A 15097-nucleotide genomic window follows, 5' to 3' on the forward strand; every position below is an offset into this window, starting at 1 on the left:
CTTATACGAATTTGGGGGAGGGAGAGTGTATGAAAATTGAAGTATCACTGAGTGACGGGCAAAAATTAGAAGCAAAGTTTGGCGATTTTGTAGTAACTAGTGATCAAAATAAAACGGTTGGGGGAGACGAGTCGCACCCAGAGCCTTTTGATTATTTTTTGGTAAGTTTGCCTTTGTGCGCAGGTTTCTTTGCAAGAAAATTTTGCGAGGAAAGAGGAATTTCAACGGAAGGCCTTAAGATTACGCAATCACATACGTCTGATGAAGCTGATAAGTATAAAAAGCATTTTGTTTTAGATGTCGCTCTTCCGCCTACCTTTCCTGAAAAGTATAAAAAAGCCATTATCGCTGCGGTCAATACGTGTAGTGTTAAGCGAGTAATCCAGGCACAACCTGAGTTTGAAGTGAATGTACGCGTTCAATCTCAGGACTAAATCAATGAAATTAAGGCGTTCCAATAGCAAGAACGCCTAACTAAATAGGAATCGCTTTGTTTATTTTGGGTATCGAGCACTTAGTCCATGATATACTTTATCAGCGTAGTCTTTGTCATTAATATCAAGCTCACTCAGCACCTCAACCAAATGTTCGTTGTCTTCTCTGCCATGCCACACTTTGATGTAGCTTCCTTCTTTATACCCGTTGTCTTGACGGAAAAAATTCAATACGTTTTTACCGACATATTGCCTGAATAACTCATCTGAGCTGAGGTCTGCCTGTTCAACTATATGCACAAATAAAGGGACATCAAAACGGCGCGCTGCACAGAGACCCGCCAGCAGTTGCAAGTTATCTACAATGTCGGCCTCGCGGAAGGCGTAGGGTTTGCCATCAAAGGTCACTTCAGCGTATTGGCTCGAGAGTTGTTCGGCTATTTGGTTGGCAGATTGGTTTAAATCACCATCGAAATCAATAATGATAGCGCTTAGCGCAAAGTGCCAAATATCAACAAGTTCCATTTGCAACTGAGGAAGATCTTTAGATTGCGCTTTCCACCACTTCCATCCGTGATGTTCAATGCCTTCCACCGACTCAATCATTGCTGCTCGAAGATAATTATATCCAGCAGTAAGCCACTCAGAATTGACTTTTTTATTCATATTATCCTGAAGTGTGAGCATGGTCAGAAGTTGTGAAGACGATAGCATGTAAGATTTTCCCGATATGTATAAACGGGCGCTAGTGTAAAATAAAATGCGTCGGACGCAAACTAGCATATTGCATTAAAATACAATGCCCGCAACGTATGTGTTTCACATATATGCACTTTGGATACTATTTGCACAACCTCATTCGAAGGGCTTGGTTTTCACGATAAAGTAAGGTCAACTTGCGATAAATCGCCACCAAACAGCCGCATTCCTCGTTAAACTATTTTAGTTTTGTAAATAGTATGAGTTGTATGTCATGTCATCAACTCGCATGGGTAATGTGTTTCTTGGGTTTACGTCTGGTAATGGCAAGGATGAAGGGATGGCAATTAAAAAGCCGCATAGCAGTTTCGTATTCATAGGTGCTGGGCTCTTTGCCGTCTTATCTTTTTTGGCACAAGACGGAATAGAAACACGTTTATATTACCTGACTGACAGCCAAAACAAGTCTGCGTTTATAGATGATGAAGGACGAGCTGAAGTGCTTCTAGACACTTCAATGCCATTGTCATTTGCTAAAGATGCTGCACCTTTGGCAGGGCACACATTAGATGCACTGAAGGGGACTAATCACGTTTCCTCAATGCAAGCCGCTTCATGGGTTGAGACGGTGCAGCGCAAGGCGTTTAGCCAGCACTCCAAACAAGCCTCAGAGCAACCTACAGAGCGCTTAAATAGCAAGAAACTGATAGCAAAATTAAAGCCACCACCTGAAAAGCTAACGACTAACGCTAGACAAACACCTCTTAAAACCGCAGACATAAATCATCAGATGCATTCAACACCAGTGAGGTTAACAAATCACCGTGTTGGAGATAAGTTTTTAGCAGTGGATAGTGCAAATGTCTTGGTTTCAACTGACAAACAACATTTACTCAGTGAGCAAAAGTCTGACTTGGTGGAAAAGCGTATTACACCCGTAAGGTTGGAGGGTAAATTGCCCAGATACCCACGCAGAGCATTACGCAGGGGAGAAGAGGCAGATATTGTTGTTACCTTTGACGTATCTGTTGGGGGAGAAGTGGAAAAGATCAATTTTGAAACCGAAGGAAATAAACAGTTTCAGCGAGCGATAGTGAGGGCATTAAAGAAATGGCGTTACGTGCCCGGAACCAAAAATGGTCAGGTTGTGCCGATGAAGGTAAGCAAAAAATTTAAGTTTCTTATACCAGAAGACGTGGCTAATTCTTAGTATCGCTAAAACTTGATAGTGAACAAAGTATCTTCGTAGGCGCGTGTATAACCCAGGTGCTTCTCGATGTCGCTAAGTTTGTGGCCGTTTAGTATTGTAATCGCTGCTATGCACTGGTTTAACTCAGATTTCAATACAGGCATATCAAATTCGAATAGCGTATCACCTGCCGATACAATATCGCTATCGTTAACGTTGAATCTGATGCCTCGCCTGTTGAGTGTTTCTATTTGAACGCCCATGTCTATTCTCACCTTTAGCCCAATTTTAGAGCGCAGCACAATGGAAGCTGACAATGGATCTCGCTCTTCTACACGTGACTTAAAGGGGGCTACGCATTTGTATCCCGATGGAAGAATCGCGACGCCATCACCTAGGAGTTGATGTTTATGGATAAGCGACGGGTGTTGATCTAATGCTATTGCGCGTCCACTTATCGGACTCATAATTGGCACGTTTCGCAAGTTGGTTTTGGGTGGTGTTGCAAGTTGTTTTATTTGATTCATGTTTTTATCTAATGACTTTATATCCGTCTTGCTCTAATGCGTCAGCGGCGCGTTGAAGATCTTTGCTTTTAACCAAGAAAAAATCTGTTTCAAAAGTCGATACGATAAATATGCTGATTTTTGCGTCAGCGAGCACATTACCAATCTGTGCCATAATACCCACCATCGATAGCTCTAATGGGCCAAGCACCTCCATCACTTTCCAGTCGGTATCAGAATCCTCTGATTCGATATGAATCGACTCTGGGATTACGATAGACAATTCCTCATGGGTTTTGCCAATAAAATACAATGAAGAGTTTAACACTTGGTGAGGAATGTCTGCGTCGACAGGCAAACTGTGAATAACAAATGTATCTGGCAGAATGGCGAGTGTTTGTTTTGGCATCAAAAGTCCCTTCTTTTGTCTACTCTTATTGTGCGTAACCTATGGATGAAGTCAAGCGGGTAGAAAAAATTCACGATTTATCCCAAGTTTTATCCACTGAAACTGTGGATAAACTTGTTGAGTTCTATGAATTGATTGGTTAACTCTATGATATTTATAGATAAAATATGCTTGTATGTATTTTGTTCAGATTGGTGGTTGTGAATGAAAGTGTGAATTCTTGTCATGTTATAAACAGGGGAGTAAAAATGTCTCAATATAAACCGGGTGAGATGGGGTGGTTAGATTTGACTGTAGATGATGCAACAACACTTAAATCGTTTTATCAAAATGTCCTCAATTGGCACGCTACACCAGTAAAAATGGGAGACTACGCTGATTATTCTATGAGTGTAGATAGAGAAAGTGATCCCGTATCTGGAATTTGTTACAAGCGAGGAGAGAATGCAGATATGCCTTCTGTGTGGATGCCTTATTTTATTGTTGAAGATTTAGATGCGGCAATAGATAAGGTTACGCAGCAAGGTGGAGAAATAGTAAGTAAAATCAAAGGTTTTGGGAGTAGTCGATATGTCGTGATCAAAGATCCTGCTGGCGCAGTTTGTTCTATATATCAGCAATAAGCTATTAAAAAATATACAAATATTTTATGATCTGAGTTATCCACAGAATCTTGCATTGTTACGAAGTGGCAGTGGTCAGATCATTCACAAATGTGATTCAAATACGCTTGATAATCACGACTGAGTTGATAAATTACTGCGCCTCAAAAAAAGACTGTGGATGAAAGAGAATGGCATTGATTAATATATTTGCAGGAAACAAAGCGTTTAAGCATATTAAGCGAGAAGGCTTTCATGCAGATATGTTCAGATTCATGCTTGGAGCGTCGGGAGGACCAAAATGGTTTGTGCTCGCCGGACTAGACAGATATATATTTCCAGAATTTTTTGCAAATAGAAGTACGCCTCTTGATATTGTTGGCTCTTCTGCGGGGGCGTTTCGATTTGCCTGCTTTTCACAGCATGATCCCCTAGGCGCAATCAACCGATTAGCTGATCGGTACTCTCATACGGTGTACTCAGACAAACCTACAGCCAGAGAAATTACCCAAAAAGGGATGGCCCTGTTAGATTACGTGTTGCAAGAAGAGGGCGTTTCAGAAATAGTCAATAACCCTAATATCCATGCACATTTTGTTGTTGCAAGATGCAGAGGGTTAACGCAATTTGAGTTGAGACCTTTGCAATTGGCAGGTTTGGCGGCAAGTGCTGGGGCAAACTTAGTGAAGCGCCGTTGGTTACAACGCTTCTATCAGAGATATGTATTTTCCAATCGGCTTAGTACACTAAAAATTAACGATCCGGAGGGAATGCCTACGCACAAAATTGAGCTGACCAATCAAAATCTAAAATCTGCTTTAATGGCATCAGGTTCGATTCCTGTTGTGATTGAGGGAATTCGGGATATTCCTGGAGCACCGCCAGGAATGTATCGAGACGGCGGCATTATTGACTACCATTTCGATTTAAAATTTACGACCGAATCTGATGATGATACTTCATTAGTACTCTATCCACACTTCTACGCAAACCCCGCACCAGGCTGGTTCGATAAATCTATAAAGAGCAGGAAACCCCATGCATCGTCATATGAAAATGTTGTTATGGTAGTGCCATCTCCGGAGTTTGTTCGTATGCTTCCTTACCATAAGATACCTGATAGAAAAGACTTTGAACAAATGCCGGCCCCAGAGCGCATCGCCTACTGGCAGAAAGTGTTACATGAAACGGACAGGTTAGGGGAAGCATTTAAATACGCAGTAGAGACGCAGCAGGTCGTTGATGAAATTCAACCTTTACCCTTTTAAATTGGTTGGGGTGTAGCCAGATAGACTACTATCTGAACACTCGAACGGATTTTTACAAAAAGTGCTTGAACATCATAGAGGGCGTAGTTATGATACGCGCCGCTTCGACAGATAAGTTAAAGCAATTTCAATTTTTGTTGATTATGTTCCTCTTACGTAATTAATAAAACACAATGTGCGTCCGTAGCTCAGTTGGTTAGAGCACCACCTTGACATGGTGGGGGTCGGTAGTTCGAGTCTACTCGGACGCACCATTCTTAAAGGCCTGTAGCCATCCGCTAAAAATAGCGCCCCTTAAAACAATATCTAGCGCCCCATTATACAGTGTTCTTAAAATTTAATATTTGCTGCTAAAACTCGATTCCATTTAACACGCCCTAAAGACAAGTATGCGTTGATGTGCGCTATACACGCGTTAGCCAATATCTGCTCTATTGATTCGCTTAGATAGCGGTATCGACCGACATCTTGCCATTAGTCAGATAAATAATACGTGACAGTCGAAACCACTCTAATTTTCTTGATATGCGGGTTATTTTTATCGCGATGTCCGATAGTGAATTGACCTTGTGACGCGCGTTTTATTTTTCCAAGTTGGCTATCTGAATCTTTCGCAAATTTTTCTGCCACTTCTCGTGCTTTCTTAGTGGCTTCTTCTATCATTTCGGGTTTTACTTCGTTTAAGCGAGTAAAAAGGTATTCCGTCTGAGCTTGGTAATAGTCGCCGCTAAATACGATACCTTGTTTTCCCAGTTGTGAGATGTTATTCATGACAGCGCGCACATTATTTATTTTATCTGTATAGACGGTGACAGTTTGGCTGGCGGTATAACGATACTTCACAGGCATATCACCACCATATTGTTGAGCCGACTTATCTGTGATAATTGGCGTGCTGTAGGAAATCGCGCTTTTTTCGATGCCTGCATCCACCAAAAATTCGCGGATTTTGTGGGTATTCGACTCTAGAGTTTGATACAGAGATTCGAGTTGGTTATCTGCAACAGTAAATTGAAGCGGCCAAATCACAATGTCTGCTTGATATTCACGTTCAGCCAGCCCTTTGACGGTAACGCTTCGCTCGTACTCTTTGAAAGTAACCGCTGCGTTTGACAATTGGTACCCAAAAAGTCCAAGACCTGCGACAATTGCCGCGCCAAGAATCCAGCCAAATCCTGTGTTAGGTGTCATACTCTATTTTTCTCTTGTTATGTAAGATTACTCGATGCGTTGTACCATCTTAAGTTTTGGAATCTTAATGACACCTTAACGCGAGGCGCGTGGGTAAAATAATAAAACGCTTGTGGTTAATTATCGGGAGATAGGTGCAATTTCATCTCTACCAAAGCGGGGCGAAAGCCAAGCTTTTCGTATGCACGAATAGCAGACGCGTTTTGACTGTATACATCTAAATAAAAATCGTGAATATTGTGCTGTTTTGCCCAATCTACTAGCTTGGAGATAACATCTTTGTTTAAGCCTCTGCCGCGCATTTCAGGGGCGACGTACATAAACCCCAAATAACCGTGCCTTGCGTGAGTGAGTGATTGTTTTGACGTTTCTATTCGAATGTAACCTGTGGCAATGATGATATTGTCTTGTTCTGCCACGATAACATGCACTGCGGGGTCAGATAATAGTTTTGGTAAATCATAGTATCGAGCATCTGAGGCTTTTATAGTCTCGTTAAATGGACGCTCAGCGCTAAGAACACCTTGTTCGCAACGGGCTAGTTGCGGAATATCTTCAAGTGTCGCTTGACGAAAGTGTATTGTGGGGGGAGGGTGAGCCATAACTGTTCCTTAGTATTGTTTTTTTATACGTCTATTTTAATAGAGACTATTGTGACATGAGGGGCCTTCTGAACTTATTCTACATGATAGTTAGACTTTTTCATCGTTAGACTCTTGGTTTTGACATGACCGTGAACGTGGTTTTTAATCTTATTCTACTGTCAACTTTTATACTCTTTGGTCACTGTTTCCAAATTGTTGGCAAGTTGTTTGAGCTTATGGGCAGACGTTCTATTTTGTTCACTTGAATCTCGAAGTTCTTTTCCAAGGTTTTCTAAACTGAAGGCAGAGGAACGTAACTGCTCGGTATTATTAAGGCTTTCTTTTGCGTAATCTGACAATCTGTGGTTCTCACGGCTTAAGTCGTTGACATTTTCTTGAACATCGTGCAGTGAAGAGGCGGTTTTTGAGGCAATATCAACGCATTCATTTGCGCTCGTTTGGTTTTTTTCCATGGTTGAGACGGTGTTGTTAATAGATTTGACTATAGAGTCTAGAATGTCATTTATTTCATTTGTTGACTCAAAAGTGCGGCCTGATAACGCGCGAACTTCATCTGCTACGACTGCAAATCCGCGACCAGATTCGCCGGCTCGCGCGGCTTCGATAGCTGCATTTAAGGCCAGTAAATTGGTTTGTTCTGCAATTTCAGCGATAGATTGCACAACCTTGCCCACCTGATCGCCAGAGGCTTTTAATGTTAACAATTGATTTGCTGAGTGAGATATGTCGTCTGATAACGCACGAATACTTTTAGATGTCGAAGTCACCAGATTCTCACATTCTTGCATACTTTGTGCTGAACGCCCACCGAGCTCTGCAACAGAATCACAGCTATTTGATAGCTCGTTAATGCGCTCGTCTAAACGTTGAATGTTTTCCTGATTAACACTGATGTTTTTACTGACTTCGACCGCTTGTTGTTTAGTTGTTTCGGCAACGCGGCTAATCTCAACCATCTCAGCATTTAAATTGGTCACGGTACTCGTTGTTTTATGGTTATTGTCCTTAATGGTCAAAATTAGGCTGCGAATATCGCCCGCAAGTTGGCCCAGCTCGTTATTTGAGTGATGATGAATAACGTGGGTTAAATCTTTATTCCGAGTAATAATGTGTAAGTCAGATGATACCGATTTAATGGGGTCGATAATAAACCGTTTGTTTAATACAAATGCGAGGGCGATGCATCCAATCAAGGAGGCTAATGTAATTGCTAATAGCATGTTTGCACGCACGATATGATTGGCAATCTCTTCGTTTTTATCAGATGCGCGCATGTTTACATTGTCAGATATTTGTTTTAATGCTTGGTTCAAGCGCTCAGAAATTTGCTGTTGCTCCATTAATATATCTCGGGCCAAATCCCAATTGACACTACTTTGCGCCATTACGCCCATTAAACGCTGTACATTATTGAGCAAGCCGTTTAGTTCTTTGTCGAGAGCGAGGCTTTTACCAGAATTTGAAAAGACTTGCTGAGACAGGGAAGCAATATCAGCTTTGCGTTGTTCGAAAATATCTGCAAATTCGTTACTACTCAACACCGTACCATACAATGCGAATGCATCGATTTGCGTATTCTTAATTTGCCTTTCAAGAGATTGCAGTTGTTCTTTTAAAGGCAGGGTGTCTTGAGTAAAAGAGCGGCTTAATTCTAGGATGCTTACATTGTTTTTTACTTGAATCGCCGCAGTAATCAAGACGATTGCCAGAATGAACCCATAGCCGATCATGGTGGTTGAATAGACACTGTTATTTTTCATATTAATAATGTTCTCAAAAATTAGAAAACTACTGTTTTTTCAATGACTTTCAGTATAGACCGTTTGAACCAAAAAATTCTTTCCTTGCTTGTAAAACAATAGATGCTTATTAGGTTCTGCGCCATGCATAATGCCAGCCTTTCGATGTGATGATCTGTTTGACTTCGCTGGGGAGTGCGTCGCTCGGAATAGGTAGATCACTGGTGATGTATTTTATTTTCCATATTTTAAAGAGCGGGTTTTGTCCAAAAGTGATTGCGCCAACATAGGCATTGTCAGCGTTGAATATAGTGCAGGTTTTTCTCATACAACATAAACACCAGAAATGACTAGGATGTCTGTACTGTAATAATATACAGCATGGTGAAAAGAGACAACCATTTATTGAGTGAGGTATTGAGTGGGGATATCACAGGCTTTAAGTTGTGTTTGCCAAAACGCAATATGGCGCTGCATTTCGTGTTTGTAGGCATCAAAAGTAGAAAAAAACCTTTGTATTTTCTGCTTAAATGCTGGCGATAGCTCAGGGTGGTGTGCCAATTTTTCTAATATTTCAGAGAGCGCATAATGATTCTGGTTTAGGTTGGCGCCAATAGGCTGAATATGGGCTATGAATTGTTGGCGAAAGACATTGGCTAAATAGGATACGTTGGGTTTATGACGCGCACTTTCGCACGGGAGATCGATTGTCAATTCAGACAGTGTGTCTGTGAGCTGTTTTAAGTTCGCTGTCAAAAATAGCTGACTACGTTGCTGATGCGCGATGACAGGGTATACGGTTAGCACACGCATTGCAGTTTCGATTACCTCAGAGGTGACATGTTTTGCTGATTGCGCGTTTGCTAGTATTGCCAGTGCTTGTGCTACGTCACCGACGTGTAAATTATCCGCGTTAATATACCCCGCATTGTGAGAGAGTTGTCTGCGTATTTCGGGGCTCAACTGCATCATATTCGCCCACACACCACCGAGTTGTGATTGTTTCAATTTAATCCAGGCTTGTATGGGGGGCTTTTTTTCTTCAGGCTGGTTATCGGCACACACCTTTAAAGCCTGAAGGAGTTTAAACTCATAAACAAAACGAACCGATGGCGTTTGGACTTTCCCTAGTGCCGTATTTCGTTCACCAATAAGTTGAATGGCGGGGCAGTGGCTCAAGCGCGCGAACTCTCTCACATTTATGGTTAACATTGGGATGTCTTGGCGCATTTCGCTGAAGTTAGGATAGGTTAATATGTCAGGAGAAACCGTGTCAGGCAGCTCAACACCCAGAACCGCCGACAGTCTCAGGGTGTAATTTTTATACACATCGGCTAGATCGTTTTTTTGACTACAAGAGGTCAGCGAGCATATGAATACGATGCTCCACATAATATGCTTAATGATCTTTTCCTACTTAATACACTTGCTCATCGTCTGACATAACGCATATATCTATACGCCGTTTCGTTTCGTTCATATGAAGGCTAATGTGTACATTGTTACAGCAGTTAGGGCAATCTTCAAAATAATCTTGGTCACCATTGCTGTAATCAATACTAATATGCATAGAATGGCCGCAATGAGGACATTCAATTGTCGCAGATTTTGTTTCCATCATTTACTCCACGGATTCTCTCACTCTTCAAAATACTGTGTATTAAGTGTAGTCGAGGCTACTAATTTCCGTGAGTAAGATAGGGTATTTAGGCTTTTGCATTTGAAGCGATACTTCTTCCTCCATCTACAGAAATGACTTGACCCGTCACGTAAGTGGCACGAATCAAATAAGCAATGGCCTCAGCAATATCTTGTGCTGAACCAAGCCGATTAGCAGGAATAGAAGCCAATACTGCCGCTTTTTCAGACTCTGACAGTGGTGCTTCAGGCCACAAAATCGCGCCTGGGGCTACGGCATTTACACGGATATCTGGTGCTAATTCACACGCCAACGACTTTGTTAGATTAACTAATCCCGCTTTTGCCAATGTATACACACTGTGACGCGCTAGTGGGCGCTCAACGTGAATATCAGCCATATTAATAATCACACCTCGGTTGGCTTTTAACGTAGGCAAACAGGCTTGCGACAAAAATAATGGGCCTTGCAAATTACTCCCTACCAAATGATGCCAATGATCGGGTGTAATTTCCCCGAATGGCGTTGGAAAGAATGAGGAGGCATTGTTTATTAATACATTGAGTTTAGAAAACGCTTGTATGGCGTTATCCGCTACTGCGGCGACATCTGAGACGTTACATAGATCCCCTTGCACGACTTTACATGAATGAGGGCGTGTCTGATTAAGCTGGCTACATAAACTTAACGCGTCTTTTTCAGAGTGATGGTAGTGTAATACGATGTTGTAACCTAACTGGTGAAGGTGACCGGCAATGTGTGCGCCAATGCGTTTTGCGCTGCCAGTAATGAGCGCGACTGGAGTACCTGACATAGAAGCGTGCTTTTTGTTTCTTTTAAAGCATGTAGTGTAATAACAAATGCCAAGAGAAAAAAGCAAATTAGCGTTGCTTCATACTGGGTTTTCTTTGCGCTATTTTCGCTGTTCGATGAATGTCGTCTCGATATTATTGGTCAAGCGCCATCAACATAGACGTGGCAGTATCGCGGTAGTGGCTACCAAACATGAGAGCGTGATTGAGAATATGATAAAGCTGGTACACTTGTTTTCGATATGCGTACCCTTCGTTGAGCGGCCATGTCGCTTCGTAGCCATCATAAAACGAAGGGGGAAAACGGCTAAATAGTTCGGTCATGGCAATGTCTGTTTCTCTGTCACCAAAATAAAATGCAGGGTCAAACAAAACCGGCGTGCGTTGGTGAAATCCAACATTTCCTGACCACAAATCACCATGTAACATGGAAGCGATAGGGTGGTGTCCGTAAAGAAGTTGTTTAACACTGTCTACTGCTCGTTCGATAGAGACTGAGCACTCTCCTTTCTCTGCAAGCAGTTGCAATAAAAAGCCAATACGTTCTTCTGCAAAAAACACATCCCATCGCTTATGCCAATGATTGGGTTGCGGTGTGCGTCCGATGAAATTGTCTTCCTGCCAGCCAAACATTTCTTGAGTATGTTGTTGATGCATGTGGGCTAGTTGAACACCCAATTGGTACCAGCTTTGCTCATCGCCGTGTTGTAACACAATATGCTCAAGCACAAGATAACTGGTATTTTCAATAATGCCTGAACAAATAACATTTGGGACACGGAATAACTGCGTGTCTCTGAGATGGTTCAACCCGACAGTTTCAGCATCAAAATAGGGTAAGCCATCATCACCATTTAACTTGATGAAAAAGCGTTTGTGGCCATCAGATATTTTATAATTCTGATGGGTATCGCCGCCTTTTACTTCTCGAATATCATCACATATAAAATCATCACCGATTGATTGACTGATTTGCTCACTGATGAAGTGCCACATGGCATTGACCATATTTCATGTTAAACAGACTGATAGTATGGAACACAACGCAAGTTTAGTAGGTTGATTACGCTATGCTAAGCGACGTTTTTATGTCAATCGGTAATTTGTACTTTTTGGTATTTTGGATTAGCGACCTTTTTTTGCAGCTGAATAAACGTGGTAAAAATAGACGATATCGCGAGGTGATTAGCAAGCCACTCGGGAATACTTCCGCCCGCATCAGCACTGCCTTGGTAGGTAATGATAACCATTGAGTCGTCGTTTGAATGTGAAGTAGGGTACACGCGCCATTGACCTTGAACATGCTGAATTCTTACTAGGTGGCTTTGCGTTGGGTAACGATCACCTTGATTTTCAATGTTGATAGTGAGGACGTCAATGTTCGAATCATATTCTGCTATTGAGCGGGTTATCATGTCGCGGTCAGAAAATGGCCAAGGTGCATTAAATACGGTTTTCACTGTTCTCTCGCTATGACCAAACCAGTCTAATACATCGACTGATTTTGCGTGGGTTATCCATTCTGTCGCTGCGTCAGTGTCATCCAGTAACGCCAACAGGGCAGTAGATTTAGCCTTAGCGAACGTAATAGCTTGAATTTCAAATACCCCTTGTACACGTTGCCGACTCATCACCACGACATTTTGATTCTGCTTTTCAATATTCCAGCCTTGAGTGGTCTGTGAGGAAATAGGGTTTGCTAGCATGTGATGGTGTTTCTCTTTTGCACTGAGCGGGTGGATAAACGTGACTAACAAAAAAAAGACAAGGAAGGGGGCAAAAACTGGCCTTAAAGCTAATTGCATATCAGTACTAAAATTCGCTATCATTCGGGTTTGCTCCTTAGGTACGTATACGTCCTTATAAAGGAACATCTTTTGAACCTGACTCAAGGTGAAATAACAAGTTTAACTTAAGTTTTTGGCGCAGTCTGTGGTTTTGTTTAATTGTGCAGCCTGTGAAATAAAAAGAAAACTGATGAATAACGCAAGTGGCGCTTGGTAGGCGTCACCACTGTAAATAGGAAAACGAATGGTTACTATAACCCTCCCTGATGGCAGTCAACGCCAATTTGAACATGCTGTATCAGTCATGGATGTTGCAAACGACATCGGTCCTGGCCTAGCAAAAGCAACGATCGCGGGTAAGATCAATGGTGAGCTTGCAGATGCAAGCGATATGATTACCGAAGATGCAAAGTTGCAAATTATTACGGCGAAAGATGAGGAAGGGTTAGAGATTATTCGACACTCTAGCGCTCACTTGTTGGGTCACGCGATTAAGCAACTATGGCCTGATGCGAAAATGGCAATTGGTCCTGTGATTGACAATGGCTTCTACTATGACGTAGACCTTGAGCATTCGTTGACGAGCGAAGACCTTCAAAAACTAGAAAAACGCATGCTTGAATTGGCGAAAACCAATTACGATGTTGTGAAAAAGAAGGTGAGCTGGGAAGAGGCGCGTGAGACCTTTGCATCTCGTGGAGAGAGTTACAAAACAGAAATCTTAGACGAGAACATTGAAAAATCTGATCGTCCAGGCCTATATCACCACGAAGAATATATTGATATGTGCCGTGGCCCTCATGTGCCTAACATGAAATTCTGTCATCACTTAAAAATCATGAAAGTGGCGGGTGCATACTGGCGCGGTGACAGTGACAACAAAATGCTTCAACGTATTTATGGCACTGCATGGGCTGACAAGAAGCAACTGAAGTCGTATTTAACCCGCTTAGAAGAAGCGGAAAAACGCGACCACAGAAAAATAGGTAAAGCGCTTGATCTGTTCCATTGGCAAGAAGAAGCGCCAGGTATGGTTTTCTGGCATAACGATGGCTGGAGCATTTACACAGAATTAGAAAAGTTTGTCCGTGACATGCTGCGTAAATACAGTTATGACGAAGTCAAAGGTCCACTGATGATGGATCGCTCGTTATGGGAAAAATCAGGACACTGGGACAAGTACGCGGAAAACATGTTTACTACCGAGTCGGAAAAGCGTGAATATGCGATTAAACCCATGAACTGCCCTGGTCACGTGCAGATTTTTAATCAAGGCTTGAAGTCTTACCGTGATTTGCCGATAAGAATGGCAGAATTTGGATGTTGTCATCGAAATGAACCTTCTGGTGCGTTGCATGGTCTGATGCGGGTACGTGGGTTCACGCAAGATGACGCGCACGTATTTTGTACTGAAGATCAGATCGAGGCTGAAGTCGGTAGCTGTATAGACATGATATACGAAGCCTATGAAGCATTTGGATTTAGCAAAATCGTTGTAAAACTATCAACGCGTCCAGAAAAGCGCGTCGGTAGTGACGAAATGTGGGATAAGGCTGAAAAATCACTAGCTGACGTACTCACGGCGAAAGGCATAGAGTTCAGTTATTTGCCTGGTGAGGGAGCGTTCTACGGTCCTAAAATCGAATTTACTTTGTACGATTGTTTAGATCGTGCATGGCAGTGTGGTACAGTACAGCTTGATTTCTCAATGCCAAATCGTCTGGGTTCAACATATGTCGCTGAAGACGGTGAACGCAAAGTACCAGTAATGATTCACCGTGCGGTACTTGGCTCGTTAGAGCGTTTTATTGGTATTTTAACTGAAGAGTTTGCGGGTTTATTCCCACTTTGGTTAGCTCCTCAGCAAATAATGGTGATGAATATTACCGATAAACAGAGCGAATATGCGGCCAATGTAGTGAAAAAGTTACAAGAAAATGGCTTTAGAGCAAAGTCTGACTTGAGAAATGAGAAAATTGGCTTTAAAATCCGCGAGCACACATTAAAGCGTGTTCCATATATGCTGGTTGTCGGCGACAAAGAAATGGAAGCTGGCCAAATTGCTGTAAGAACACGTAAAGGTGAAGATCTCGGTTCGATGTCTATCGAAGCATTTATCGAAAAGGCAGCGCAAGAGGTCAAAGACAAAGTTATAAGCTAATTGCTTTTACGCAATAGCAAGAGGTTACCCGCTTTATTTGCTTTTTCACAGCGGGT

General features: G+C 42.2%; 17 protein-coding genes and 1 tRNA gene. 6 read left to right on the forward strand and 12 right to left on the reverse strand.

The annotated features are described in order from the left end of the window. Nucleotides 1-29 precede the first annotated feature (29 nt). A complete protein-coding gene (locus OE749_RS10685; protein ID WP_263712449.1) occupies nucleotides 30-434 on the forward strand; it encodes an OsmC family protein in 405 nt (134 codons plus the stop codon). Nucleotides 435-494: 60 nt separating this feature from the next. On the opposite strand, the gene OE749_RS10690 is transcribed toward OE749_RS10685, so the two are convergent. Next, nucleotides 495-1148 (reverse strand): dUTP diphosphatase, encoded by a 654-nt coding sequence (locus tag OE749_RS10690; protein ID WP_263712450.1) that lies wholly within the window; start codon nucleotides 1146-1148, stop codon nucleotides 495-497. Between the two features lie 259 nt (nucleotides 1149-1407). On the opposite strand from OE749_RS10690, the gene OE749_RS10695 reads away from it, so the two are divergent. After that, complete coding sequence (locus tag OE749_RS10695; protein WP_263712451.1) at nucleotides 1408-2343, forward strand: energy transducer TonB; 936 nt, start codon at nucleotides 1408-1410, stop codon at nucleotides 2341-2343. A 5-nt stretch (nucleotides 2344-2348) separates the two neighbouring features. Here OE749_RS10695 and OE749_RS10700 read toward each other — a convergent pair whose 3' ends face one another. Next, nucleotides 2349-2849 (reverse strand): PTS glucose transporter subunit IIA, encoded by a 501-nt coding sequence (locus tag OE749_RS10700; RefSeq protein WP_263712452.1) that lies wholly within the window; start codon nucleotides 2847-2849, stop codon nucleotides 2349-2351. 4 nt (nucleotides 2850-2853) lie between these two features. Further along, a complete protein-coding gene (locus OE749_RS10705; RefSeq protein WP_263712453.1) occupies nucleotides 2854-3237 on the reverse strand; it encodes an ACT domain-containing protein in 384 nt (127 codons plus the stop codon). A gap of 248 nt (nucleotides 3238-3485) precedes the next feature. Here OE749_RS10705 and OE749_RS10710 point away from each other — a divergent pair, with 248 nt between their 5' ends. From OE749_RS10710 to OE749_RS10720, 3 genes are all read left to right on the forward strand, one after another. Then, nucleotides 3486-3860 (forward strand): VOC family protein, encoded by a 375-nt coding sequence (locus OE749_RS10710; RefSeq protein WP_263712454.1) that lies wholly within the window; start codon nucleotides 3486-3488, stop codon nucleotides 3858-3860. A 170-nt stretch (nucleotides 3861-4030) separates the two neighbouring features. After that, nucleotides 4031-5107 carry a patatin-like phospholipase family protein gene (locus OE749_RS10715; protein WP_263712455.1) on the forward strand — a complete coding sequence of 359 codons (1077 nt, stop codon included), beginning with the start codon at nucleotides 4031-4033 and terminating at the stop codon, nucleotides 5105-5107. Nucleotides 5108-5284: 177 nt separating this feature from the next. Further along, nucleotides 5285-5361: transfer RNA gene (locus OE749_RS10720), tRNA-Val, on the forward strand. Between the two features lie 220 nt (nucleotides 5362-5581). Here OE749_RS10720 and OE749_RS10725 read toward each other — a convergent pair. The 9 genes from OE749_RS10725 to OE749_RS10765 all read right to left on the reverse strand — a co-directional run bounded on the left by OE749_RS10725 (nucleotide 5582) and on the right by OE749_RS10765 (nucleotide 12922). Beyond that, a complete protein-coding gene (locus tag OE749_RS10725; protein WP_263712456.1) occupies nucleotides 5582-6298 on the reverse strand; it encodes an SIMPL domain-containing protein in 717 nt (238 codons plus the stop codon). A 116-nt stretch (nucleotides 6299-6414) separates the two neighbouring features. After that, nucleotides 6415-6900 carry a GNAT family N-acetyltransferase gene (locus tag OE749_RS10730; RefSeq protein WP_263712457.1) on the reverse strand — a complete coding sequence of 162 codons (486 nt, stop codon included), beginning with the start codon at nucleotides 6898-6900 and terminating at the stop codon, nucleotides 6415-6417. 161 nt (nucleotides 6901-7061) lie between these two features. Next, nucleotides 7062-8663 (reverse strand): methyl-accepting chemotaxis protein, encoded by a 1602-nt coding sequence (locus OE749_RS10735; RefSeq protein WP_263712458.1) that lies wholly within the window; start codon nucleotides 8661-8663, stop codon nucleotides 7062-7064. Between the two features lie 109 nt (nucleotides 8664-8772). After that, complete coding sequence (locus tag OE749_RS10740; protein ID WP_263712459.1) at nucleotides 8773-8970, reverse strand: hypothetical protein; 198 nt, start codon at nucleotides 8968-8970, stop codon at nucleotides 8773-8775. A gap of 74 nt (nucleotides 8971-9044) precedes the next feature. After that, nucleotides 9045-9971 carry a DUF3080 domain-containing protein gene (locus tag OE749_RS10745; RefSeq protein ID WP_263712460.1) on the reverse strand — a complete coding sequence of 309 codons (927 nt, stop codon included), beginning with the start codon at nucleotides 9969-9971 and terminating at the stop codon, nucleotides 9045-9047. A gap of 88 nt (nucleotides 9972-10059) precedes the next feature. After that, a complete protein-coding gene (locus tag OE749_RS10750) occupies nucleotides 10060-10263 on the reverse strand; it encodes a CPXCG motif-containing cysteine-rich protein (protein WP_404828164.1) in 204 nt (67 codons plus the stop codon). Between the two features lie 85 nt (nucleotides 10264-10348). Next, complete coding sequence (locus OE749_RS10755; RefSeq protein WP_263712462.1) at nucleotides 10349-11095, reverse strand: pteridine reductase; 747 nt, start codon at nucleotides 11093-11095, stop codon at nucleotides 10349-10351. A gap of 133 nt (nucleotides 11096-11228) precedes the next feature. After that, entirely contained in the window at nucleotides 11229-12089 is an 861-nt protein-coding gene (locus OE749_RS10760; RefSeq protein WP_263712463.1) for a fructosamine kinase family protein, read from the reverse strand. A 95-nt stretch (nucleotides 12090-12184) separates the two neighbouring features. Further along, the gene (locus OE749_RS10765) at nucleotides 12185-12922 is read right to left on the reverse strand and encodes an START domain-containing protein (RefSeq protein WP_263712464.1); all 738 of its coding nucleotides are present in this window, start codon (nucleotides 12920-12922) and stop codon (nucleotides 12185-12187) included. A gap of 202 nt (nucleotides 12923-13124) precedes the next feature. Between OE749_RS10765 and thrS the strand changes: the two genes are divergently transcribed. Continuing rightward, nucleotides 13125-15041, forward strand: coding sequence for a threonine--tRNA ligase (gene thrS, locus OE749_RS10770; RefSeq protein WP_263712465.1), 1917 nt, complete (start codon nucleotides 13125-13127; stop codon nucleotides 15039-15041). The last annotated feature ends 56 nt before the right edge of the window (nucleotides 15042-15097 follow it).

The organism is Fluctibacter corallii (assembly GCF_025751585.1).
Lineage (GTDB): Bacteria > Pseudomonadota > Gammaproteobacteria > Enterobacterales > Alteromonadaceae > Fluctibacter_A > Fluctibacter_A corallii.